Source organism: Mycobacterium sp. NGS45, from assembly GCF_059812645.1.
In genome coordinates this window covers 182,208-205,059 of record NZ_JCALDB010000006.1, presented here as the reverse complement: position 1 = coordinate 205,059, position 22,852 = coordinate 182,208, and the positions used below count along the sequence as shown (strand labels likewise).

The following is a 22,852-nucleotide window of genomic DNA, read 5'->3' as shown; positions in this document are numbered from 1 at the left end:
AGACCAAAGTTTTCGACACCAGAAAGAGGGTGATTCGTTGCCTCATCGAAAACGCGCGCGAAAGCCAAGCGACGGGGACGCAACGCAACGCAAGCACCGAGACCGCTGCGACCCGACACAACGGGCAGGCAAGCGCGCCAAACGCCGGCTCCGCAAAGCACTATCCGCGTGACTGATGTCCGCGCTCGGCCTCTTGTTCACGGTAATCGTCGGCGAACTGTGCGACCTGCGCGGGCAGCCGCCCCGCAGCCACGTCGGCCAGGCTGGTCTGCTCGAGCACCGCGCGCATGCTGGCCCGCAGCGCCCGCCACACGTCGGTCAGCGCAGCCGTCGGCCCGGAGTACGGCAGGTCACCGAGGCCGATGTCGCGCACGCTGGCCAGCGGGCCGTCGATGCAGCGCAGCACGTCGGCGATGCTGATTTCTGCTGCCGGGCGGGCCAATTCGTAGCCGCCGTCGCGACCACGTTGGCTGCGCACCAATCGGTCAGTCCGCAGATCCGAGAGGATGTCGACCAAGAACTGCGGCGGAATTGCCTGTGCCTTGGCCAAATCGTCGGTCTTGACCACGGTGCCAGGTTCGGCGGTGGCCAACTGCACCATGGCCCGCACGGCGTATTCCGCCTTCGCCGACATCCTCATGCCGCGAATTCTGCCATTGTCGGCTGGTCAGTCCGGGATTGCCGCTGCGTCGGGAACCACCACAGCGAACATGTCGGCCAGCGCAGCCAGGCTGGAGACCTGCATCGCCGCGGCGGCCACCTCGGTGCCGTCCGGGCCCGGCAGCGCCCGGGTTGCGGTCGCGCCGGCCACCACGGTCGGTGCGTAACCCAGGTTGAACGCGCCCCGTGCGGTGGAGTTGACGCACATGTGCGTCATGAATCCGGCCAACACCAGGTTGTGCGCGCCCAGGGCGGTCAGCCGCTCGCCCAGGTCAGTGCCGACGAATGAGTTCGGATAGTTCTTGACGACGACGGGTTCGCCCTCGCGAGGAGCGACCTGCTCGACGATTTCGCCGATCTCGTCCCGGATGTCATACGGAGTGCCGGGGCCGGCGTCGTGCTGGATGTGGATCACCGCGATGCCGGCACTGCGCGCCCGCTCCAACAGCACCGCGGCTTCGTCGAGCGCGGCCTGCACGCCTTCGAGTTCCATCACGCCGCGGGTGTAGGTGTTCTGACAGTCGATCAGGATGAGCGCCGAGGAGGCGAGGCTCTCCGGGGCGGCGGGAAGTCCGGTCAGGGTGCGCAAGGTAGGGCCAGCCATGACTGCAGGGTACTGGCGCCGGCAGACCATATCCTTGGTCTCGTGCGGATTTGGATCGGTTTGGTGATCGGCGCGATGGCACTGGCCGGCCTACTGGCACTCGGCTATGTGGCGGTCGATGACTACCTCCAGCAGAAGAACCCCAAGATCAGCGCCGACTGCCAGCTGGTGGCCGAGACGCTGTCCCCACCCGGAAGCGCAAACCAACCTGACCTCTCGACCGCCTCACCCGAAGAACTCGCCGATTACGAGCCTTCTGGGTTGAGTTTCGAGGAGATCCTGGCCAATGCCGACAAGCTGGAGGACCACAGGCTGCGCCAGCACCTGGAGGACATGGTTGCGGCCTCCGACGTCGTCCTGAAGGGCATGCCGAAAGCCGACGGCGAGAATCTCAACCCGCCCGGGCTGAAAGAGTACTTTGTCGCTCAACAGCAGTTGCGGGAGTCGATTTCGGCGATCAAGGCCGCCTGTCCGAATATGTGACCGGCAGCCAATGCGGCCGCAGTGCGGCGAAGGCAGCAGCCACCGTCGACTCAGCGCGTGACGGCCAGCACCGCCTCGGCCAACTCGGGCCGGCACACCACCAGATCCGGCAACTTGGAATCCGGCTGGTTGTAACGCAGTTCCGAACCGTCGATACGCGAGGTGTGCAGGCCCGCCGCCCGCGCCACCGCCACCGGCGCGGCCGAGTCCCACTCGAACTGACCACCCGCGTGCACGTAGACATCGGAGATGCCCTGCACCACCGAAGCCACTTTCGCACCGGCAGAACCCATTTCGACCAGAACCCCGCCGAGGGCGTCGCGCACCTGCAGCGCGATCGCCGGCGGTCTGGTGCGCGACACCACGATCCGCGGTTGCGGCGGTGGCGCCGGCGGCGCGGGCACGATCGGCGTCGACAAGGTCAGCCCCTGCGCAGGCAACGCCACGGCACCGGCGACCAATTCGCCGTCCTCCCACAGCGCCACGTGCACGGCCCAATCCCGGCGTTCCAGCTCGGAGAACTCGCGGGTGCCGTCAAGCGGATCGACGATCCACACGCGTCGCGCACTGAGTCGCACCGGATCGTCGATGCCCTCCTCGGACAGCACCGCGTCCGACGGACGCTCCTTCGCCAGGGCCGCCATCAGGAAGTCGTGCGCCTGCTGGTCGCCGGCGGCCTTACGCTCGACGCCGGTCGCGTGCGACAGTTCGGCGCGGATGCCGAGCAGAACTTCACCGGCACGAGTGGCGAGATCAGCTGCCAGCTGATGGTCGTTCACGCGCGGTCACCGAGCAGATCCACCACCAGCTGAGCCTGCTCGTCGAGCGCGACTTCCGGGGTCAACCGCAGGTCCGGGTTCTTGGGCCGCTGATACGGGCTGTCGATCCCGGTGAAGTGGGTGATCTCGCCGGCGCGCGCCTTGGCATAGAGGCCCTTGGGATCTCGCGCCTCGCAGTCGGCCAGCGGCGTGTCGACGAAGACTTCGAAGAAGTCCACCCCGGCATCGGCGTGCACCTGACGCGCCAGCTCACGATGCTCTTCGAGCGGGCTGATCGCCGGCACCAGCACGGTCAGGCCGGCATCGGCCATCAACGTCGCGATGTGGGCCAACCGACGCAGGTTCTCGGCCCGGTCGTCCATCGAGAAGCCGAGGTCGGCGTTGAGCCCGTGCCGCAGGTTGTCACCGTCGAGAATGTATGCCGGACGACCCAATTCGAGTAGCTTCTGCTCGACCAGCACGGCGATCGACGACTTGCCCGAACCGGACAAACCGGTGAACCACGCGGTCCGCCCCTTGGTGAGCCGATCCTGGGCGGTGACCAACGACTGGTGCCGCACGGCATTCGGGCTGGCGGCGCGCTTGGCCGCCGGAGTGGTGTCACGCACCATGCCGGCCGCCACCGTGACGTTGGTGTCCGGGTCGATCAGGATGAACGATCCGGTCGCGGTGTTGCGCGCATACTCGTCGAGCAGCAGCGGGGCCTGGCTGCGCAGCGTCACGCGGCCAAGTTCGTTGAGCTTCAACGCCGTTGCACTCTTGTCGCGATGCAAGGTGTTGACATCGAGTCGGTAGTCCAGCGCGCTCACCCGCACCCGGGTGCTACGGGTGGTGTGCTTGATCAAGTACTCGCGGCCCGGCTCCAACGCGGAGTCATCGGACATCCAGCACACCGTGGCGTCGAATTCCTTTGTGGCGGTGGGCTGATTGTGCGGCCGGGCCAGCATGTCGCCGCGACTGATATCGATGTCGTCAGCCAAGCTGATCGACACCGCCATCGGCGGGAAGGCTTCGTCGACCAAACCGGTGGTGCCGTGGATCGCGGTGATCTGACTGGTCTTACCGCTGGGCAGCACCACCACTTCATCGCCGGGGCGCAGCACGCCGCCGGCCACGGTGCCGGCGTAGCTGCGATGGTCGGCGTGCTCATGGGTCTGCGGACGGATCACGTACTGCACCGGGAAACGCACGTCGACCAGGTTGCGGTCACCGGCGATGTAGACCTCCTCGAGGTGGTGCAGCAGGGCCGGTCCGTCGTACCAGGGGGTCTGGTCCGATTTGGTCACCACGTTGTCACCCTTGAGCGCGGACAACGGGATGGTGGTGACGTCGTGGATGTCCAGGCGGGCCGCAAACGCGTGGAACTCGTCGCGGATCGCCTCGAAACGTTCCCGGTCCCAGTCGATCAGGTCCATCTTGTTGACCGCGAGCACGATGTGCTGCACGCCCAGCAGCGAGGCCAGGAAGGCGTGCCGCCGGGACTGCTCGAGCAGTCCGTGCCGCGCATCCACCAGCACGATGGCCAGCTGCGCAGTCGAGGTACCGGTCACCATGTTGCGGGTGTACTGAATGTGTCCCGGGGTGTCGGCGATGATGAATTTCCGCTTGGCCGTGGAGAAGTAGCGGTACGCCACGTCGATGGTGATGCCTTGCTCGCGCTCGGCGCGCAGCCCGTCGGTCACCAGCGCCAGGTCGGTGTAGTCGTGGCCGCGCTCCACCGAGGTGCGCTCGACGGCAGCCAGCTGGTCCTCCATCACGGCCTTGGAGTCATACAGCAGCCGGCCGATCAGGGTGGACTTGCCGTCGTCGACCGAACCGGCGGTCGCGATGCGCAGCAGGGTGGTATTGGTGCTCATCAGAAGTAGCCCTGTCGTTTGCGGTCTTCCATGCCGGCCTCGGAGATCCGGTCATCGGCGCGGGTGGCGCCACGCTCGGTGAGCCGGGACAGCGCGGTCTCGGCGATCACGTCGTCGACGGTGGCCGCGGTGGATTCCACGCAGCCGGTGCAGGTGACGTCGCCGACGGTGCGGAAGCGCACCGTGGCTTCGAAGACTTCTTCGTCGTCGCGCGGGGTCATGTGCTCGTGCACCGACAGCAGCATGCCGTCGCGGCGGAACACCTGACGCTGGTGCGCGTAGTAGATCGCCGGCAGCGTGATGTCCTCGGCGCCGATGTAGGCCCAGATGTCGTACTCGGTCCAGTTGCTCAGCGGGAACACCCGGATGTGCTCACCCTTGCGGTGCCGGCCGTTGTAGAGGTTCCACAGCTCGGGCCGCTGCGCCTTGGGATCCCACTGGCCGAACTCGTCGCGGAAACTGAACACGCGCTCCTTGGCGCGCGCCTTCTCCTCGTCCCGGCGAGCGCCACCGAACGCGGCGTCGAACTTGTTCTCCCGGATTCCGCGCAGCAACGTCACGGTCTGCAGCGGGTTGCGCGACGGACCGTTGTCCACCACGCGACCGGCCTCGATGTCCTCTTCCACGCTGGCGACCACCAACCGCAGACCGTACTTCTCGACCAGGAAGTCGCGGGTGGAGAGCACCTCGTCGAAGTTGTGCCCGGTGTCGACGTGCATGACCGGGAACGGCAACCGGCCCGGAGCGAACGCCTTGATCGCCAGGTGCAGCATGACGATCGAGTCCTTGCCGCCGGAGAACAGCAACACGGGACGTTCGAACTCGGCGGCGACCTCACGGAAGATGTGGATGGCTTCGGCTTCCAGCGCGCGCAGTTGGCTGAGTTCGTACTGCCCGGGCGCCGGCTGGGTGAGCTGTCTGGTCATAGAATCGGGGATTCCTCGTAAAGTTGGTAACTTTGACCAAATTAAAGGGTCCAGACGAGTTTGCCAGCCCGATTCCGGCCCTGTCAACCTTCAATTTCGGTGCGCCCAGGGGCTGTCACGCCCCCCAAACGCACCGAAATCACGAGCTAGACGGTGACCTCGTTGAGCTTGCCGGTTGCCACGTCGAACACGAAGCCACGCAGCGAGGTGTGCAAGGTCACGAACGGGCTGGCCTCGATCCGGCGCAGCGACTGGCGCACGTCCTCCTCGGGATCCGGGAACGCCTCGGGCGCCCACTCCGGTCTGATACCGGTCTCCTCCTGGATCGACTTCTTGAACTCGTCGTCGGTGAAGGTCAGCATGCCGCAGTCGGTGTGGTGGATCAGGATGATCTCGCGGGTGCCCAGCAGCCGCTGGCTGATCGCCAGCGAGCGGATCTCATCGTGGGTGATCACCCCGCCGGCGTTGCGGATGACGTGCGCTTCCCCCTCCGCGATCCCCAGCGCCCGGTACACGTCCAGGCGGGCATCCATGCACGCCACCACCGCGACGTGCTTGCTCGGCGGCAGCGGTAGCGGCCCGGAGAAGTTTTCGGCGTACTTTGCGTTGTTGGCCAGATATTCGTCGGTCACACTCCCCACGCCGACGCTACCGGTATCTCGGCCGTCAACCGGGCGCTTCGCTCGCGGTGATGCAAACCGCCAGATCTGGTCAGCCCGGCTCGGCCGATGTCGGGGTGGTGGTGATCTCGGGCGTGGCCATCGTCGTCTCCAACGTGGACGGCGCCGTGCTCTTGGTGATGGTCTGCGGCGACTCTTCCTCGGTGGTCGACGACGTCGTCGCCGCCGGCTCTGAGATCACGGTGGCGTCCGAGGGGGCGCCGCCGGCCCCCCAGGCCGCCATCGCAACGACGGCGGCACCGCCGGCGACGGCCGCCCAGATCTGGAGTCCGCCCCGCCCGGTGGGTTCAGCTGTTCGTTTCATGTCGACTACTCCGTTTCAGCTCGGATGGGCGTCCTGCAACGCGCACCAGGACTCCCCTCGCCGATGTCGGTTAGCCGGTCGAAACGGCCGCCAAACCTCAGGCCTTGCCGAACTGAGTCGCCTTGACCGGAGGGACTGCCTTGGTTACCGACAACGTGGTGGGCTCGTCCACGGTCGTGGTGATCTGCCCGCCCAGGTGCAGGTGGTGGTCGACCTTCTTGGCCTGCAGGTCTGCATCCGCGGGTTGCGGGTGGGTGAGGGCGAGCGTGCCCAATACCAGCGCGGCACCCGCACCGACGACGGCGGCGAGCTTTCGTCGGTGCGGGGCCTGATGGGTCAACAACGAAGTCACGGGTTGCTCCAATCGGAAATGCGGACGAGTCGACGGGCGAGCGCCGCATCGAGCCCGCACGGCCTTCAGTCAACCCGGTGATCCTGGTGGTCGGCTGGATGCCGGCTGTGGGTCAGCTCCGGGTCGTTACCGGGCGCACCCACCCAGATCTCCTACGCTGTGTCGCATGCGGCAGACGGAGAGCGGGGCATGATCCGCTTTCTCCTGCGCCGACTGCTCAACTACGCGGTGCTGCTGTTCCTGGCATCGTTTCTGACTTTCTCGCTGACCTCGGCGGTGTTCTCGCCGTTGGACAGCCTGATGCAGCGCAACCCGCGGCCCACCCAAGCCGTGATCGACGCCAAGGCCGCCGAGCTCGACCTGGACAAGCCGATTCCGGTGCGCTACGCGCACTGGGCCTCCGGTGTGGTGCGCGGTGATTTCGGCACCACGGTGGCGGGTCAGCCGGTCTCCGACGAGCTGTGGCGCCGGGTTGGCGTCAGCCTGCGACTGGTGGTGATCGGCTCGGTGGTCGGCGCCGTGATCGGCGTGGTGATCGGGGCCTGGGGCGCGATCCGGCAGTACCGATTATCCGACCGGGTGATCACTTCGCTGTCTCTGCTGATCCTGAGCATCCCCACCTTCGTCATCGCGTACCTGCTGATTTTGATTGGCCTGCAAGTCAATTCGATACTCGGATTCAAGTTGTTCGAGTACACCGGAGAAACCTCGCTGGTTCCGGTCCGCGGCGCCTGGAATCAGTTCGTGGATCGGATGCAGCACCTGGTGTTGCCCACCTTGACCCTGGCGCTGGGATCGATTGCCGGCTACAGCCGCTATCAACGCAACGCCATGCTCGACGTGCTGGGCCAAGACTTCATCCGCACCGCACGCGCCAAGGGATTGACCCGGCGCCAGGCGCTGTTCAAACACGGTCTGCGTACCGCGCTGATCCCGATGGCAACGCTGTTCGCCTACGGTGTCGGCGCGCTGGTCACCGGAGCGGTGTTCGTCGAGAAGATCTTCGGTTGGCACGGCATCGGTGAGTGGGTGGTCCAGGGCATCGCCAACCAGGACACCAACGTCACGGCCGCGATCACGATGTTCTCGGCCGTCACGATTCTGCTGGCCGGTCTGCTGTCCGACGTGGTCTACGCGGCCCTCGATCCTCGGGTACGGGTGACATGACCGAACCCGAGTTGATCGCACCCGAGCCCGAGGCGGCCGCCACGTTCACGTCGCGCCGCGCGCTGGTGTGGCGCCGGTTCCTGCGCAACCGACCCGCAGTGGTGGCCACCGTGCTGCTGGTGGCGATGTTCATCGGCTGCTACGCGCTGCCGCCGCTGCTGCCCTGGTCCTACACCGACCTGGACTACTACGCGTTGCAGCAGCCGCCGAGCCCGGAGCACTGGTTCGGCACCAACGCGCTGGGTCAGGACCTGTTGGCGATGACGCTGCGCGGTATGCAGAAGTCGATGCTGATCGGTCTGTGCGTCGCGGTGATCTCGACGGCGATCGCGGCCGCCGTCGGCGCCACGGCCGGCTACTTCGGCGGCTGGCGCAACGCGACCTTGATGTGGGTGGTGGACCTGCTGCTGGTGGTGCCGTCGTTCATCCTGATCGCGATCACCACTCCGCTGGTGCGGGACGGCGGCGGCATCTTGGTGCTGATCATGTTGCTGGCCGCGTTCAGCTGGATGATCAGCTCACGCATGGTGCGCGGTCTGACGATGAGCCTGCGGGAACGCGAATTCGTCGTCGCGGCACGGTACATGGGCGTGCCCAGCTACAAGATCATCACCCGGCACATCCTTCCCAACGTGGCGTCCATCCTGATCATCGACACCACCTTGAACGTCGGGCTGGCGATCCTGGCCGAAACTGGATTGAGCTTCCTCGGATTCGGGGTGCAGCCCCCGGACGTCTCGTTGGGCACCCTGATCGCCGACGGTTCCGGCTCGGCGACGACGTTCCCCTGGGTGTTCCTGTTCCCGGCCGGCTGCCTGGTGCTCATCGTGTTCTGCGCCAACCTGATCGGGGACGGGCTGCGCGACGCCGTCGACCCCGGTTCCAGCGGTCTGCGCCGGACCAGGCGGAAGGCGGCCCGATGAGTCCGCTGCTCGAACTGCGCGATCTGCGCGTCACCTTTCCCACCGAGGACGAACCGGTCACCGCGGTTCGCGGGCTGGATCTGCAAGTGTCGTCCGGCGAGGTGGTGGCGATCGTCGGCGAATCCGGTTCCGGGAAGTCGGCCACCGCGATGGCGACCATCGGGCTGCTGCCCGAGTACGCCGAGGTGTCGGGTTCGGTGCGGTTGGATGGCCAGGAACTCCTCGGCCAGTCCGATGCCGCGCTGTCCCGGGTGCGGGGCAACCGGATCGGCATGGTGTTCCAGGATCCGATGTCGGCACTGACCCCGGTCTACACCGTGGGAGACCAGATCGCCGAGGCCATCACGGTGCACCGCCGCGAGGTCAGCAAGGCCGAAGCCGGCAAGCGCGCGGTGGAACTGCTCGAACTGGTCGGCATCAAACAGCCCGACCAGCGCGCCAAGGCCTTCCCGCACGAATTGTCCGGCGGCGAACGGCAACGCGTGGTGATCGCCATCGCGATCGCCAACGACCCCGACCTGCTGATCTGCGATGAGCCCACCACCGCGCTCGACGTCACGGTGCAGGCCCAGATCATCGACGTGCTGCGCACGGCGCGCGACGTCACCGGAGCCGGCGTGCTGATCATCACCCACGACCTCGGGGTGGTCGCCGAATTCGCCGACCGTGCCGTGGTGATGTACGCCGGCCGGGCCGTCGAAACCGCAACCGTGAGCACGCTCTACACCGACCGACGGATGCCCTACACCGCCGGGCTGCTGGGCTCGGTGCCCCGCCTGGACGCGCCCCGCGGCACCCGACTGGTGCCGATTCCGGGTGCGCCGCCGTCGATGGTCGGGTTACCGCCCGGCTGCCCGTTCGCACCGCGCTGCCCGCTGGTGATCGATGAGTGCCGAGCCGCCGAGCCCGCACTGGTGGAAGTCGACGTCGACCATCGGGCCGCGTGCATCCGCACCGAACACGTCGTCGGGCGCAGCGCGGCCGAGATCTACGGTGTGCCGGAGGTCGCCGAAACCGTCGTCGAGGACACGTCACGCGAGCCCGTGCTGCGGGTACGTGACCTGGTCAAGACCTTCAAGCTGACCAAGGGCGTGGTGTTTCGCCGCGCCATCGGCGAGGTGCGTGCGGTCGACGGGGTGAGTTTCGACGTGCCGGCCGGGCAGACCTTGGGCATCGTCGGGGAATCAGGTTCGGGCAAGTCGACCACGCTGCACCAGATCCTCGACCTGAGCGCGCCGCAGTCCGGGACCATCGAGGTGCTGGGCCACGACGTCGCCGCCTTGACCCGCGCCGAGCACCGCGCGTTGCGCAGTGACCTGCAGGTGGTGTTCCAGGATCCGGCAGCCTCGCTGGATCCGCGGCTGCCGGTGTACGAGGTGCTGGCCGAACCGCTGGAAGCCAACGGTTACGACAGGACCGGCACCCGGGAGCGGGTCAGTGAGCTACTCGGCCTGGTCGGCTTGAACCAGGCCGACGCCAACCGCTACCCCACCGAGTTCTCCGGCGGCCAGAAACAACGGATCGGGATCGCCCGCGCGCTGGCATTGCGGCCCAAGATCATCGCGCTCGACGAACCGGTGTCGGCGCTCGACGTGTCGATTCAGGCCGGGGTCTTGAACCTGCTGCTCGATCTGCAGCAGCAGCTGGGGCTCAGTTATCTGTTCGTCTCGCACGATCTGTCGGTGGTCAAGCACATGGCGCACCACGTCGCGGTGATGTACCGGGGGTCGATCGTCGAGCAGGGTGCGGCCGATGCGGTCTTCGCCGATCCGCAGCATGAGTACACCCGCACGCTGCTGGCCGCGGTCCCAGGCGCCGGGAGAGACACCGGCCGCGCCCGCTGACGACACTCCTCCCCGCTCGTTCCGCCCTCGGCATAGTCGTCGCCGTAGGATCGGTCGGCATGACGTTGCGCCGTATCACCGCCGTGCTGCTCTGCGCGGGTTTGCTGCTGTCCGGCTGTTCCCGCTCCGACGACGTCCCGCCGGCCGCCGGCGACGCCCTGCTGGGCGGGACGGCCGACCTCAACCCGCAGGATCCGGCCACCCTGCGCCAAGGCGGCAACCTGCGGCTGGCGCTCTCCGGTTTCCCGTCGAACTTCAACAATTTGCACATCGACGGCAACCTGGGCGAGATCGGTGCGATGTACAAGGCCACCCTGCCGCGCGCCTTCTTCATCTCGCCCAACGGCGAGATGACGGTCAACAGCGACTACTTCACCAATGTCGAACTGACCAGCGCCGACCCGCAGGTGGTCACCTACACCATCAACCCCAAGGCGGTGTGGTCCGACGGCACCCCGATCACCTGGGAAGACATCGCCGCCCAGATCCACGCCACCAGCGGCAAAGACCCGGAGTACCAATACGCCGCGCCCAACGGCAGCGAACGCGTGGAGTCGGTCACCCAGGGTGCGGACGAACGGCAGGCCGTGATCACGTTCGCCCAGCACTACGCCGACTGGAAGGGGATGTTCGCAGGTAACAGCATGCTGTTCCCCAAAGCCCTGACCGGCACGCCGGAGGCGTTCAACCGGGGCTTCCTCAACGGTCCGCCGCCGTCGGCGGGTCCGTTCATCATCACTGACATCGACCGCACCGCACAGCGAATCATCTTGGGCCCCAACCCCAAATGGTGGGGCGACAAGCCGCTGCTGGACAGCATCACCTACACCGTGCTCGACGACGCCGCCAAGGTCCCGGCCCTGCAGAACGATGCCCTGGACGCGGTCGGACTGGGCACCCTCGACGAGTTGACCAACGCGCGCAACACCCCCGGCGTGACCATCCGGCACGCCCCGGCCCCGAGTTGGTATCACATCACCTTCAACGGCGCCCCCGGCTCTCTGCTCAGCGATCCGCAACTGCGCGCGGCCATCGCCAAGGGCATCGACCGCCAGGCCATCGCCTCGGTGTCCCAGCGCGGCCTGGTCAACAACCCGACTCCGCTGAACAACCACATCTACTTGGCCGGCCAGGAGGGCTACCAGGACAACAGCGTCGCGTTCGACCAGGAGGCCGCCCGGCGTGAACTCGACGAGCTGGGCTGGAAGCTCAACGGTCAGTTCCGCGAAAAAGACGGCCGCCAACTGAAGATTCGTGACGTCTTCTACGACGGTGTCAGCACCCGCCAGATCGGGCAGGTGGCGCAGAACCAACTCGCGCAGATCGGGGTCAATCTGGAGTTGGTCCCGGTGCCCGGCGGCTCGCTGTTCAAGGATTACGTGACGCCCGGCAACTTCGACATCGTGCAGTTCGCCTGGGGTGGAGACGCCTTCCCGCTCGCCGGCCTGACCCAGATCTATGCCTCGCAAGGCGAAAGCAACTACGGCAAGATCGGCAGCCCGGAACTCGACGCCAAGATCGAAGAAACGCTGTCCGAACTGGATCCCGGCAAGGCGCGCGAACTCGCCAACGAGGCAGACCAACTGATCTGGGGCCTGACGTTCAGCCTGCCGCTGTTCCAATCGCCGGGCAACCTCGCGGTGCGCAGCAACTTGGCCAACTACGGTCCGGCCGGGATCGGCGACCTGAAGTACACCGCGATCGGCTTCATGCAGTAACCGAGCGGTCCGGGCGGACCAGCCACCGGTGCTGCACGGCGGTCACTGCCCGCACCACGGCCACTGCCGCAGCCAGCAGTGCGCTGCCCGGCAGCGCATCGAGTTGCGTTGCGCGCGTTCTGAGGTCGCCGATCTGCCCGGCCAGGACGGACTGCGCGATGGCCAGCGCTGCCCGTGGTCGGGTGTCCAGAGCGCTGTGCGTCGCGGTCGGTAATGCCAACAGGGTCGCCGCCGGGATCAGGTCCGCGACCTCTTCGGCCACCGACGGCGGCGTGACCAGGTCGCAGCCCCCGGAGATCACCACGGTGGGCCAGTCGAAGCTCGGCATCTCGGCGACCAGGTCATAGGGCTCGGACTCGAATTCCGGTATCGGGCCGGGCATCTGCTGCGCCATCGGGCGCACCATCTCGGACGGGTCCAGCGGTAGTCCGTCCGGCTCGCCCAGATAGTCGAGTTCGCGGAACGCAATCCGGCCGACCAGGTCGATTTCGTTGTGGTACGGCGCCTTTCGCTGGGTCATGTCGTACAGCCAGGACACGCTGCGCCAGACCAGGGTGTGCCCAGCGGCCAGCAGGTCCAACTGGCGGCCGAGCAACTCGATGCCACCCAAGCCGTAGCTGATCATCGCGGTTTGGCCATTGCCCGGGGTCATCAGCCCGGCATCGAGCAGGCGCTGCACCCTGGGCGCCAGTTGCCCGTGCAACATCAACTCGCGTACCGCCTTGCGGATCGCCTCCATGTCGTGGGCCGACAGCACCGGTGAGTCCAGCACCATGGCACCGACCCGACTCGGGTGCCGCACACCCATCCCCGCGGCCAGGTAGCTGCCGTAGGAGGTGCCGTAGACGACGGCCTGCTCGACCCCGACGTCGTCGAGCACCGCGGCGAGGTCGTCGATCACCTGCTGCACGCTGATCGCCGAGGGCGGCAGGTCGACGCCGGCATCATCGTGGCGGGACATCCCGACGCCGCGGTGTTCGACCATCAGCACATCGATTCCACGTTTGGCGGCTTGCTTACGCAGGCCCCGGTACATCGCGATGGACGCAACGCCGGGCCCGCCCGGGATCAACAGCAGTGGACGCGGTGAGGGTGGACCGCTGCGCACGTAGTAGAGATCGAAGTGCTCGTCGCTGCCGGGGGTCACCGGTCGGCGCACCGAGCGCACCCCGGGCAGTGCTGCCAGGCGGTCGTGTACCCAGCGGGTCCAGGAATTCAGGGTCATGGTTGGTTCATTGTCCCTTGCGCAGCCGGCGGCGCAGGCCGCAGCACTGCGGCCGCGACACCACCTTCGGCTAGGCCAGCACCACCCGGTGCGCCGCGTCGACACCCTGGTACCGGTCCGGCGAGCAGGTCAGGATGATCACCTGCCCGTCGGCACCGACCTGGTCGAACACCGCGGCCATCTTGGCCAGCCGTTCCGGATCGGAGAAGCCGAGAGCATCGTCGATCAGCACCGGCACCGAATCCTGCTGGTCGACCAGACCCGCGACTGCCAATCGGGCCACGATGCCCAACTGCTCGCGCGCCCCACCCGACAGCGACTCATACGGCACCGTGCGACCATCCAGCGTCCGGTTGCTGATCCGCAGGTCGCTGTCCACTTCGATCTCGAAACTGGGGCCGAATACGGTGCGGCCCAACCGTTCCACCTCGACGCGGAACGGTTCGACGTACTTGCGCCGGGTGTCGTCGCGGTGCCGCGTCATCACCGCGCGCAGGGTCTGCACCGACCGCGCCCGACGCTGCAGGCGGTCATGGGCCGCCCGGGCATGCTCGCGTTCGATCCTGGCCGCGTCGAGCTGGCCGGTGCGGCCTTCAGTGCCGAACACCGTCAACGCGACTTCGATGTCCCGCAGGGCGCGCGCCGCGTCGTCGAGTCGCTGCTGCAAGGTTTCATCGGCGGCACGCGCCGCACCCAGCTCGGCTTCGACGGCTTCCGGCCCGGCTTGGGCCACCTGATCGGAGAACTCGGTGACCCGCTGCCGCGCCTGCTGGGTCGCCGCCTCGGCGGCTTCGGCGGCCGCGGCCAACTCTTCGTCGGTGGCCTGTTCGCGCGCGCGAGCGAGCTGATCGGTCACGGCTTGCAGTTCGTCGGCCGCGGCCTGTACCCGCTCACGCGCCACCGTGGCCCGGATTTCCCGTTCGCCGAGTTGAGTTGTCGCCGCGGCAGCCACCTTGCGCTGGGTTTCACAGTCGGTGCGCGCCTGCCGGCAGGCAGTCTCGGCATCGGTCAGCTCGGCGCGCGCCGCGCTGAGTTCTTCGGGGTCGACGGCGGCGCCGGGGCCGAGCTCGGCGGCGCGGCGGCGCAGCGCGTCGACGTCGTCATCGCCGCAGATCCCGGTCAGGGTGGCGTCCAGTTCGCCTCGGCGAGTGACCAATTCGCGGCGGCGCTGATCGACCCGGCGGGCTTCGTCGAGGTCGGCGACCGCGCCGGCGGCCAACAGATCGGCCATCCGCTGTTCGGCTGCCGCCAGTCGGGCCTGCGAGTCCAGCGCGGTGGCGCCGGGTGCGATGCGAACCACCAGGGCGCCGGGGATGGTGACCTGCGCGGGTTCGGTCGCTGCCAGCGACCAGCTCTGCCCGGGCGCCAGCGCTACGTGCTGGCCGCCGACCTCGAGCGCCAGTTCACCGAGTGCGGTGAATTCGACGTTGGCGGCGACCAGGTCGACCTGACCCTGCGCAACGTCGAGCTCAGTAGCGCTTCGCTCAATGTCCCGGACCAGCTGCTCGGTCAGCGCGATGTCGGCCAGTTCAGCGCGCACCCGCTCCAATTCGGTTGCGGTGCGGTCGATCCGGTCCAGCCGCTGAGTCAGCCGGTGCGCTTCATCGCGCGCGCCCAGCTCGCCGAGAACGGTGCGGGCTGCGGCCAGCCGCTGTTCGGCCTGCTCGACGGCCTGGGCGGCTTCGGTCTCGGTGGCCCGGGCGGCTTCGAGCACTTGGCGGCCCAGGGTTTCGGCTTCCAGCGCTGCGGCTGCCTCGGTTTCGGCCTCGGTCAGCGCAGCAGCACGGGTCTGCACCGCGGTGCAGGCCGCCTGCCGGTCCTGCCGGGCGGCTGCCGCCGCGGTGCTGCGCGCTTCCTGGGCAGCGGCCTCGGTTTGGGCCTGGCGCAACTGATCTGCCAGCCGGGCGATCACTTGGGCGGCCAGCTCGGCGGCCTGCCGACGGGTGCTCACCGTCTCGCGTTGAGTTTCGAGTTCGGCCAGTTCGGCCGACAGCCGGGCGTGCGCGGCGACCCGGTCTTCGACCTCGGCGACGGCGGCCTTACAGCGGGTCACCTGCGCTTCGGCTTCGGCGAGACGTTTGACCGCGGCCGACCACTCCCCGGTGGGACGGCCGGTCCCGGTGAAGTACTTGGCGTACTCGGCGTCGATCCGCTCGATCAGGGCCGGTTCGGCGCCGGACAGGCCGGCGGTCGCCGAATCCCCCGCGGCGATGTCGAGGGCCTTGGACAGCGCATCGCAGCCGGACAGTTCGACGGCCGTGGTGGAACCGGCCTGCAGTACGCGCTGCGCCTGCCACAAGCCGGTGTCCACGGTTTCGTCGAGCATGGCCCGCACCCGTTCGTGCGCCTCGTCCCCGGTGAGTTGTTCGCGCGCTGGCGCCAGCACCGTGAGCTCGGTCTCGCACTTCTTGTGAAAGCGTTTCCGATAGACGAATCGGTATGGACCGGTGCTGATTTCGGCCGTCACCTCGGAACCCACGTCGGCGTGTGTGGGTTTGACCTGTTTGACGTCCTTCTTGCTGGACCGGTCCTTGGCCTCCAGCAGCAGGTCCAGCGCCTCGATCATCGAGGACTTGCCGATCTCGTTGGCACCCGACACCACCGTGACGCCGGTGTCGGCGAACTCGATGCTGCGGTAGTCGATTCCGCGATAGTTGGCCAGGACCAGGCGATGCAGTCTCACGCTGCACCCGCCTTGGGACCGGTGAGACGCAGCAGCAGCGCCAGGGCGCCTTGGGCGTCTTGTGCGCTGCCCGGGTCGTCGCAGCGTGCGGTGGACACCAGTTCTTCGACCGCGCTGGCCGCGAAACCGCCGATGCCCAGGTCGGTGAACTCGCCGTCGGCCGGGGCCACCACCAAGTCGCAATGCCGCTCCCAGGTGCCCAGCCAGGCGAACAATCGGGCGTACCGATCCAGGCAGGCATCCAACGCGGCCCGGTCGGTGACGGTCAACGTTCCGGTGAGCGCCAACCGCACCACGGTGCGGTCCTTGTCCGGCATCAGATCCAGGTTGAGGTCCAGATCGGCGATGTCGCGGTCGTCGTCGATCTGGCGGTGCAGTGTGGCGAACTTCCACCGCCCCACCCGATGCGCCTGCACCGTGACCGGCCGGGCCGGGTCACCCTCGTCGATGTCGACCAGCAGCACGTGGCCGGGATCGGCCTCGACGTCGTCGTAGTTGGTGACCTCGGGTGAACCCGAGTACCAGATCCGGCCGCTGTCACCGACCTGGGTGCGAGAGTGCTTGTCGCCCAACGCCACATAGTGCAGGGCGCCGCGTTCGAACGCCTCGTGCAGGGCTGCCGTCGAGATCAGCGACACCCGGGTGGGGTCGGGATCCAGGATGTCCACCCCACCGTGTGCGACCAGGATGCGGGTGGCGCCGTCGGCCGGCAGATCCGCGATGGCGGCAGCGGCCAGGTCGGTGGTGGGCCGCTTGGAGCGCCACGGCGCTGCCACGATCTGCACACCGGGGCGCACCTGGTGCGGGCCGACGTCGTCGAGCACCACGACGTGCTCGGGGCACTCGGCGCGGAACAACGCACTGGTGTACACCGACGAGGCGTCCAACGGGTCGTGGTTGCCGGGCAGCAGGTACACCGGCACCCCGATGCCCCGCATCGCCTCCAGCGACTGGTGCACCACGCGCGGATCGAGGTGGTTGTCCTCGAACACATCGCCGGCGACCACCACGAACTCCGCGCCGGTCTCGGCGGCCAGGGCACCCAGCGCGGCCACCGCGTCACGTCGGGCCGCGGAATACCGGGGTTGGGCCTCGCCCTCCAGAAAGTGCCGCGTCATGCCCAACTGCCAGTCCGCAGTGTGCAGAAACCGCATGCCTGCCCCCTTCTGTTGCGTGCCCAATCCTGCGACGACGCGAGTGTATGGCGGGGCACCGACAACTTCGGGGACCTGACCCGGCATGTGCGCGGTGGCGTTGTCTGTCCACTAACCTGACCGGGTGAGTGACGAACGACGGACCCTGGTGTTGCTGCGGCACGCCAAGTCCGCCTATCCCGACGACGTGCCCGACCAAGACCGTCCGCTGGCCGAACGCGGTGAGCGCGAGGCCGCCTTGGCCGGTGAGTGGCTGCGGTCCGGTGCCGGGCTGCAGCCGCCGGTGGACGCGGTGCTGTGTTCGACCGCGGTCCGGACCCGCCAGACCTTGGCGCGCACCAAGATCGAGGCGCCGGTGCATTACGCCGAGGATCTCTACGGCGCCACCCCGGGCACGATCATCGCGGCGATCAACGCCGCCGACGCCAGCTTCGGCTTCGCGCCGCGCACCCTGCTGGTGATCGGACACGAACCGGCGATGTCGTCGCTGGCGCTGGGTTTGGCGGCCCAGGGCCCGGAGACCAACATCACCGCGGCCGAGGACATCTCGATGAAATACCCGACGTCGGGAATGGCGGTGCTGCGCTTCGACGGCCCGTGGTCGCAGCTGCGGCTCGGCAGCGCGGCGCTGGTGGCCTTCCACGTGCCCCGCTGAGCCCGACGACGCCGCCGGGTCCGGACCGACGCCGGACTGCCGGGTCCGTCAGGCGTTGGTGGCCAGCGTGAGTTCCATCAATTTCAGCGCCTGACCGCACGCATCGATGCCCGGGGCTTGCGGGTTGACCCACCACCCGACCACACCGGCAGCATCGCTGGCCACCCCGCACGCACCGTTGGGGTCGTTGGTCCGCATCACGATCGAGCGCACACCGGCGACCGCGCGGTCCTCGATCTGGTAGCCCATCTCCTGCGCGACCCGGGTCTCGTTGTCCAGGCTGCCCTGCTCGAACCAGAACCGGGTGATGTCGATCAGGCCGGCCGGGTTGGCCGCCTGCCAGCGGCAGACCGCGCCGACGAAGGTGCCCTGGATGGCGCCCTCTTCGGCGCCGACCGTTTCGGCGAGCATCTCGTCGGTCAGGACGTCGCATTCCTTCTGCAGGTTGGGGTAGTCCTCTTGGGACCGGTTGTTGCGTTCGCCGGCTCCGGCGCGCACGGCCGTGCCGTCCACGGTTTGGCTGCACCCGATCAGCACCGCGGTGGTGGATAACAGGGCGACCGCACCCAAGAGCACACGTTGACGCACGGCTGTTCTCATTTCGCGTTCACGATCGACTGGCGGGTCAACTCTTTGGCCACCTCGCAGGTGTCCGGGTGCGGCTCTTCGGCGAAGCTGACCGACCATTCGATGAAGTCGTCGTCGAACTGGATGCCGATCTCACACAGGCTGTCGCCGAGGATCGCGATGAAACCGGACTGGCCCTCGATGGTGATGTCCTCGACCCGGTCCCGGGTGAGTTCCTCGGTCTTGCGTTCCCGACCGATCGGGCTGCCGCGGAACGACGTGAACGAGAAGTGCGGTCCGATCACGCCACCGCCGACCAGCCACTGGCAGCCAACCGAGGTCTTGGCGGTGTTCACCAGGCCCGGCACCTCGGTCAGTTGCATCACGGTCGCATCGCTGATTCCGCCGCACTCCGGGAAGGTCGGCCCGTGCTGCGCCGGACCGGCCTGCGGGGTCGAGTCCGATCCGGGCGTTTCGGTGGAGCCACCGTCATCAGAGCATCCGGAGATCGTCAACGCGGCGCTGAGCATCAGTACGGTGGCCGCCAGCACTTTTCTGCTCACAGCATGCACTGTAGCGGCGCCGGGCCATCGAGTGGCTGTGCGACAGTAACCAGATGCTCTGGGCCCTGCTGCGACAGTACGTCGGGCCCTACCGCGGTCTGGTGGCAGTGGTGATGACGCTGCAGGTGATCAGCACGCTGGCCACGCTGTACCTGCCGACCATCACCGCGGCGATCATCGACGACGGCGTAGCCGTCGGCGACACCGGCACGATCGTGCGGCTCGGCGCGCTGATGCTGGTGATCACGGCACTGCAGGTGGCCTGCGCGGTGGGCGCGGTGTACTTCGGGTCGCGGGCCGGGATGAGCTTCGGACGTGACCTGCGGGCCGCGATGTTCGAGCACGTGACCAGTTTCTCCGAGCACGAGCGGGCACATTTCGGGGCGCCGTCGCTGCTGACCCGGACCACCAACGACGTCCAGCAGATCCAGGCGCTGGCCCAGATGACATTCACCACGCTGGTGACCGCGCCGATCATGTGCGTCGGCGGCATTGCGATGGCGATACACCAGGACGCCGGGCTGTCCTGGCTGCTGATGGTCAGCGTGCCGGTGCTCGCGCTGTCGAACTACTGGATCATCCGGCATCTGCTGCCGATCTTCCGGAACCTGCAGAACCTGATCGACGGCATCAATCGGGTGATGCGCGAGCAACTGTCCGGCATCCGGGTGATCCGGGCGTTCGCCGCCGAGCCGTTCGAACGCGCCCGCTTCGACGCCGCCAACCGCGAGCTCAGCGACACCGCGATCGAAGCCGGTCGCTGGCAGGCGCTGATGGTGCCGGTGACCACATTGACGATCAACCTGTCCAGCGTCGCGCTGATCTGGTTCGGTGGGCACCGCATCGACGCCGGGCACATGCAGGTCGGTTCGCTGATCGCGTTCCTGTCCTACTTCATGTTGATCTTGATGGCCGTGATGATGGCGACCATCTTCATGGCCACCTTGCCGCGCGCCACGGTGTGCGCCGAACGGATCACCGAGGTGTTGGCCAGCACGCCCGCCATCGCCGATCCCGCCGTCCCGAAACTGCCCACCGCCGCCACCCGCGGTCTGGTCGAGCTGCGCGACGCCGGCTTCTGTTACCCGGGCGCCGAGCACCCGGTGCTGTCCGGGGTGAGTTTTGCCGCGCAGCCGGGCAGCACCACCGCGATCGTGGGCAGCACCGGATCGGGTAAGTCCACCCTGATCGCACTGATCACCCGGATGTACGACGTCAGCTCGGGTGCGGTTCTGCTCGACGGCGTCGACGTGCGGGACTGGGCGACCGAGCAATTGTGGGCGCGGCTGGGCGTGGTCCCGCAACGCGGCTATCTGTTCTCCGGCACGGTCGCCGACAATCTGCGGTACGGCGCGGCGCTGGGACGTGAGGTCAGTGAGGCCGACATGTGGGAAGCGCTGCGGGTCGCGTGCGCCGACGACTTCGTCGCCGCCCATCCGGAGGGGCTGGGCATGCCGGTCGCTCAGGGCGGCGCGAACTTCTCCGGCGGGCAGCGGCAGCGGCTGGCGATCGCACGCGCCGTGATCCGCCGCCCTGACATCTATCTGTTCGACGACGCGCTGTCCGCGCTGGACGTGCACACCGACGCCCGGGTGCGCGCTCAGCTGGCCGAGGTCGCCGGCTCCGCCACCGTGATCGTGGTGGCGCAACGCATTTCGACGGTGGCCGCTGCCGATCAGATCGTGGTGCTGGACGCCGGCACGGTGGTCGCGACCGGACCACACGACACGCTGCTGCACAGTTGTCCGCTGTACGCCGAGTTGGTGGAATCACAGTCGCTGGGGGTCACACAGTGACCGGCCCGTTGTCGGCGGCGTTGCGCCAGCAACAAGGCGGCGAACAACGCTCCCGCGAGTTCACGGCCACCGCACTGCGTTTGGTGCGCCGGATGGCACCGCACCGCGGTATGGCGATCACCGTGGTCGCGCTGTCGGTGCTCGGAATCGCGTTCGGCGTGATCGGCCCCCGCATCCTGGGGCACGCCACCGACCTGTTGTTCAACGGTGTGATCGGGCGGCAGCTGGAGTCCGGCATCACCCGCGAGCAGGCCATCGCCGACGCCCGGGCACGCGGCGATTCCGCGCTGGCCGATCTGTTGTCCGGCATGAACGTGGTGCCCGGTGCCGGTGTGGACTTCGCCGCGGTGGCCCGGACGCTGGCTCTGGCGCTGGGCCTGTATCTGGTTGCCGCACTGCTGGTCTGGATTCAGGCGCGGCTGCTCAACGTGGTGGTACAGCGCACCATGATGGCGTTACGTACCGATGTCGAGCACAAGGTGCACCGGTTGCCGTTGGCGCACTTCGATTCCCGACGACGCGGCGAGCTGCTGTCCCGGGTGACCAACGACATCGACAATGTGCAGACCTCGCTGGCGATTTCGATCAGCCAGTTGCTCAGCGCCGTGCTGACGGTGTTCGCCACGCTGGCCATGATGCTGACCATCTCACCGTGGCTGGCCTTGATCGCGGTCGCGACGGTGCCGTTGTCGCTGTGGCTGACCCGCAGCATCACCCGCCGGTCCAAGAAACTGTTCATGGCGCAGTGGCGCAACATCGGCCGGCTCAACGCCCACATCGAGGAGACCTACAGCGGCTTCACCTTGGTCAAGACCTACGGCCACCGCGACGCCGCGCGGGCGAAGTTCACCGAGCACAACGACGACGTCTTCCACGCCGGTTTCGGTGCCCAGTTCTTCTCCGGATTGGTGGGCCCGGCAACGATGTTCGTCGGCAACCTGAGTTTCGTCGCGGTCGCGGTGATCGGTGGTCTGCAGGTCGCCGCGGGGCAGATCACGCTGGGCAGCCTGCAGGCGTTCATCCAGTACGTCCGGCAGTTCAACCAGCCGCTGACCCAGGTGGCCGGGATGTACAACACGCTGCAGTCCGGTATCGCCAGTGCCGAGCGGGTTTTCGAGTTCCTCGACGAACCGGAGTCGCCCGCGGAGCCGGCGGCGGCGCTGCCGTCGTCGCCGACGCCACCGCGGGTGGTGTTCGAACACGTCAGCTTCGGCTACCGGCCGGACACCCCGGTGCTCGAGGACGTATCGCTGGTGGCCGAGGCCGGGCACACGGTGGCCATCGTCGGGCCCACCGGGGCCGGCAAAACCACCTGCGTGAACCTGCTGCTGCGCTTCTATGATCCAGACTCCGGCCGGATCCTGGTCGACGGCGTCGACACCCGGGCGGTCAGCGCGACCTCGCTGCGGTCCCGGATCGGCATGGTGCTGCAGGACACCTGGCTGTTCGGCGGCACGATCGCGGAGAACATCGGCTACGGCCGGCCCGGGGCGAGCCGCGCGGACATCATCGAAGCGGCCCGCGCGGCCTACGTGGACCGGTTCGTGCACAGCCTGCCCGACGGGTACGACACCGTGGTCGGCGATGACAGCGGGGCGTTGAGCGCCGGGGAGAAACAGCTGATCACGATCGCCCGGGCATTCCTGGCCCAACCGGCGTTGCTGGTGCTCGACGAGGCGACGAGTTCGGTGGACACCCGCACCGAATTGTTGATTCAGCAGGCAATGGCCGAATTGCGCCGGGATCGGACCAGTTTCATCATCGCGCACCGGCTTTCCACCATCCGCGACGCGGATTCCATCGTGGTGCTCGACGGCGGCCGGATCATCGAACAGGGCACCCACCGCGGGCTGCTGCAACGCCAGGGCGCCTATGCGCAGATGATCGCGCTCGGTGCTCGCTCGTAGCTACCG

At 67.7% G+C, this 22,852-nt stretch carries 21 protein-coding genes; 8 read left to right on the top strand and 13 right to left on the bottom strand.

Translation table 11 applies throughout. The features are described from left to right. Positions 1 to 160 precede the first annotated feature (160 nt). A complete protein-coding gene (locus AC5Y3P_RS08135) occupies positions 161 to 640 on the bottom strand; it encodes an Rrf2 family transcriptional regulator (RefSeq protein ID WP_500045384.1) in 480 nt (159 codons plus the stop codon). Between the two features lie 27 nt (positions 641 to 667). After that, the gene (locus AC5Y3P_RS08130; RefSeq protein ID WP_500045383.1) at positions 668 to 1,264 is read right to left on the bottom strand and encodes a cysteine hydrolase family protein; all 597 of its coding nucleotides are present in this window, start codon (positions 1,262 to 1,264) and stop codon (positions 668 to 670) included. A gap of 63 nt (positions 1,265 to 1,327) precedes the next feature. Between AC5Y3P_RS08130 and AC5Y3P_RS08125 the strand changes: the two genes are divergently transcribed. Next, positions 1,328 to 1,747 (top strand): hypothetical protein, encoded by a 420-nt coding sequence (locus tag AC5Y3P_RS08125; protein WP_500045382.1) that lies wholly within the window; start codon positions 1,328 to 1,330, stop codon positions 1,745 to 1,747. Between the two features lie 50 nt (positions 1,748 to 1,797). Here the strand turns inward: AC5Y3P_RS08125 and AC5Y3P_RS08120 are convergent, their stop codons facing one another. The 6 genes from AC5Y3P_RS08120 to AC5Y3P_RS08095 form a co-directional block, all read right to left on the bottom strand. Beyond that, positions 1,798 to 2,526 carry a 3'(2'),5'-bisphosphate nucleotidase CysQ gene (locus AC5Y3P_RS08120; RefSeq protein WP_500045381.1) on the bottom strand — a complete coding sequence of 243 codons (729 nt, stop codon included), beginning with the start codon at positions 2,524 to 2,526 and terminating at the stop codon, positions 1,798 to 1,800. Further along, positions 2,523 to 4,382 carry a sulfate adenylyltransferase subunit CysN gene (cysN, locus tag AC5Y3P_RS08115; protein WP_500045380.1) on the bottom strand — a complete coding sequence of 620 codons (1,860 nt, stop codon included), beginning with the start codon at positions 4,380 to 4,382 and terminating at the stop codon, positions 2,523 to 2,525. Before cysN ends, AC5Y3P_RS08120 begins: the two co-directional genes overlap by 4 nt. Continuing rightward, positions 4,382 to 5,308, bottom strand: a complete 927-nt coding sequence (gene cysD, locus AC5Y3P_RS08110) for a sulfate adenylyltransferase subunit CysD (protein WP_500045379.1) — start codon at positions 5,306 to 5,308, stop codon at positions 4,382 to 4,384. The genes cysN and cysD overlap by 1 nt, the downstream gene beginning before the upstream one ends. 146 nt (positions 5,309 to 5,454) lie before the next feature. Next, positions 5,455 to 5,949: a beta-class carbonic anhydrase gene (locus AC5Y3P_RS08105; RefSeq protein WP_500045378.1), complete on the bottom strand. Its 495-nt coding sequence runs from the start codon at positions 5,947 to 5,949 to the stop codon at positions 5,455 to 5,457. 70 nt (positions 5,950 to 6,019) lie between these two features. Continuing rightward, entirely contained in the window at positions 6,020 to 6,292 is a 273-nt protein-coding gene (locus AC5Y3P_RS08100) for a hypothetical protein (protein WP_500045377.1), read from the bottom strand. Between the two features lie 97 nt (positions 6,293 to 6,389). Then, positions 6,390 to 6,644: a hypothetical protein gene (locus tag AC5Y3P_RS08095; protein ID WP_500045376.1), complete on the bottom strand. Its 255-nt coding sequence runs from the start codon at positions 6,642 to 6,644 to the stop codon at positions 6,390 to 6,392. Positions 6,645 to 6,833: 189 nt separating this feature from the next. On the opposite strand from AC5Y3P_RS08095, the gene AC5Y3P_RS08090 reads away from it, so the two are divergent. The 4 genes from AC5Y3P_RS08090 to AC5Y3P_RS08075 are packed head-to-tail and all read left to right on the top strand — an operon-like array spanning position 6,834 to position 12,296. Further along, a complete protein-coding gene (locus AC5Y3P_RS08090; RefSeq protein ID WP_500045375.1) occupies positions 6,834 to 7,811 on the top strand; it encodes an ABC transporter permease in 978 nt (325 codons plus the stop codon). Next, positions 7,808 to 8,734 carry an ABC transporter permease gene (locus tag AC5Y3P_RS08085; RefSeq protein WP_500045374.1) on the top strand — a complete coding sequence of 309 codons (927 nt, stop codon included), beginning with the start codon at positions 7,808 to 7,810 and terminating at the stop codon, positions 8,732 to 8,734. Before AC5Y3P_RS08090 ends, AC5Y3P_RS08085 begins: the two co-directional genes overlap by 4 nt. After that, complete coding sequence (locus AC5Y3P_RS08080; RefSeq protein ID WP_500045373.1) at positions 8,731 to 10,578, top strand: dipeptide ABC transporter ATP-binding protein; 1,848 nt, start codon at positions 8,731 to 8,733, stop codon at positions 10,576 to 10,578. Before AC5Y3P_RS08085 ends, AC5Y3P_RS08080 begins: the two co-directional genes overlap by 4 nt. A gap of 59 nt (positions 10,579 to 10,637) precedes the next feature. Continuing rightward, positions 10,638 to 12,296 carry an ABC transporter family substrate-binding protein gene (locus tag AC5Y3P_RS08075; RefSeq protein ID WP_500045372.1) on the top strand — a complete coding sequence of 553 codons (1,659 nt, stop codon included), beginning with the start codon at positions 10,638 to 10,640 and terminating at the stop codon, positions 12,294 to 12,296. On the opposite strand, the gene AC5Y3P_RS08070 is transcribed toward AC5Y3P_RS08075, so the two are convergent. From AC5Y3P_RS08070 to AC5Y3P_RS08060, 3 genes are all read right to left on the bottom strand, one after another. Next, a complete protein-coding gene (locus tag AC5Y3P_RS08070) occupies positions 12,286 to 13,521 on the bottom strand; it encodes an alpha/beta hydrolase (RefSeq protein ID WP_500045371.1) in 1,236 nt (411 codons plus the stop codon). The genes AC5Y3P_RS08075 and AC5Y3P_RS08070 overlap by 11 nt on opposite strands. A 70-nt stretch (positions 13,522 to 13,591) precedes the next feature. Beyond that, positions 13,592 to 16,204 (bottom strand): AAA family ATPase, encoded by a 2,613-nt coding sequence (locus AC5Y3P_RS08065; protein WP_500045370.1) that lies wholly within the window; start codon positions 16,202 to 16,204, stop codon positions 13,592 to 13,594. Further along, positions 16,201 to 17,358: a metallophosphoesterase family protein gene (locus tag AC5Y3P_RS08060; RefSeq protein ID WP_500045369.1), complete on the bottom strand. Its 1,158-nt coding sequence runs from the start codon at positions 17,356 to 17,358 to the stop codon at positions 16,201 to 16,203. The genes AC5Y3P_RS08065 and AC5Y3P_RS08060 overlap by 4 nt, the downstream gene beginning before the upstream one ends. A gap of 124 nt (positions 17,359 to 17,482) precedes the next feature. On the opposite strand from AC5Y3P_RS08060, the gene AC5Y3P_RS08055 reads away from it, so the two are divergent. Then, positions 17,483 to 18,013, top strand: coding sequence for a SixA phosphatase family protein (locus AC5Y3P_RS08055; protein ID WP_500045368.1), 531 nt, complete (start codon positions 17,483 to 17,485; stop codon positions 18,011 to 18,013). A 48-nt stretch (positions 18,014 to 18,061) separates the two neighbouring features. On the opposite strand, the gene AC5Y3P_RS08050 is transcribed toward AC5Y3P_RS08055, so the two are convergent. Then, positions 18,062 to 18,613 (bottom strand): DUF3558 domain-containing protein, encoded by a 552-nt coding sequence (locus tag AC5Y3P_RS08050; RefSeq protein WP_500045367.1) that lies wholly within the window; start codon positions 18,611 to 18,613, stop codon positions 18,062 to 18,064. Beyond that, positions 18,610 to 19,110, bottom strand: a complete 501-nt coding sequence (locus AC5Y3P_RS08045; RefSeq protein WP_500045395.1) for a DUF3558 domain-containing protein — start codon at positions 19,108 to 19,110, stop codon at positions 18,610 to 18,612. Before AC5Y3P_RS08045 ends, AC5Y3P_RS08050 begins: the two co-directional genes overlap by 4 nt. An 86-nt stretch (positions 19,111 to 19,196) precedes the next feature. On the opposite strand from AC5Y3P_RS08045, the gene AC5Y3P_RS08040 reads away from it, so the two are divergent. Together AC5Y3P_RS08040 and AC5Y3P_RS08035 are read left to right on the top strand one after the other, a co-directional pair. Next, a complete protein-coding gene (locus AC5Y3P_RS08040) occupies positions 19,197 to 20,939 on the top strand; it encodes an ABC transporter ATP-binding protein (protein WP_500045366.1) in 1,743 nt (580 codons plus the stop codon). Continuing rightward, positions 20,936 to 22,846, top strand: coding sequence for an ABC transporter ATP-binding protein (locus AC5Y3P_RS08035; RefSeq protein ID WP_500045365.1), 1,911 nt, complete (start codon positions 20,936 to 20,938; stop codon positions 22,844 to 22,846). The genes AC5Y3P_RS08040 and AC5Y3P_RS08035 overlap by 4 nt, the downstream gene beginning before the upstream one ends. Positions 22,847 to 22,852 lie beyond the last annotated feature (6 nt).

Bases quoted from the DNA above. Each gene is read 5' to 3' on its own strand.
- cysD (WP_500045379.1), bottom strand. From the start codon at position 5,308: ATGACCAGACAGCTCACCCAGCCGGCGCCCGGGCAGTACGAACTCAGC.
- AC5Y3P_RS08090 (WP_500045375.1), top strand. From the start codon at position 6,834: ATGATCCGCTTTCTCCTGCGCCGACTGCTCAACTACGCGGTGCTGCTG.
- AC5Y3P_RS08080 (WP_500045373.1), top strand. From the start codon at position 8,731: ATGAGTCCGCTGCTCGAACTGCGCGATCTGCGCGTCACCTTTCCCACC.
- AC5Y3P_RS08135 (WP_500045384.1), bottom strand. From the start codon at position 640: ATGAGGATGTCGGCGAAGGCGGAATACGCCGTGCGGGCCATGGTGCAG.
- AC5Y3P_RS08040 (WP_500045366.1), top strand. From the start codon at position 19,197: ATGCTCTGGGCCCTGCTGCGACAGTACGTCGGGCCCTACCGCGGTCTG.
- AC5Y3P_RS08060 (WP_500045369.1), bottom strand. From the start codon at position 17,358: ATGCGGTTTCTGCACACTGCGGACTGGCAGTTGGGCATGACGCGGCAC.
- AC5Y3P_RS08085 (WP_500045374.1), top strand. From the start codon at position 7,808: ATGACCGAACCCGAGTTGATCGCACCCGAGCCCGAGGCGGCCGCCACG.
- AC5Y3P_RS08070 (WP_500045371.1), bottom strand. From the start codon at position 13,521: ATGACCCTGAATTCCTGGACCCGCTGGGTACACGACCGCCTGGCAGCA.
- AC5Y3P_RS08050 (WP_500045367.1), bottom strand. From the start codon at position 18,613: ATGAGAACAGCCGTGCGTCAACGTGTGCTCTTGGGTGCGGTCGCCCTG.
- cysN (WP_500045380.1), bottom strand. From the start codon at position 4,382: ATGAGCACCAATACCACCCTGCTGCGCATCGCGACCGCCGGTTCGGTC.
- AC5Y3P_RS08130 (WP_500045383.1), bottom strand. From the start codon at position 1,264: ATGGCTGGCCCTACCTTGCGCACCCTGACCGGACTTCCCGCCGCCCCG.
- AC5Y3P_RS08045 (WP_500045395.1), bottom strand. From the start codon at position 19,110: ATGCTCAGCGCCGCGTTGACGATCTCCGGATGCTCTGATGACGGTGGC.
- AC5Y3P_RS08075 (WP_500045372.1), top strand. From the start codon at position 10,638: ATGACGTTGCGCCGTATCACCGCCGTGCTGCTCTGCGCGGGTTTGCTG.
- AC5Y3P_RS08100 (WP_500045377.1), bottom strand. From the start codon at position 6,292: ATGAAACGAACAGCTGAACCCACCGGGCGGGGCGGACTCCAGATCTGG.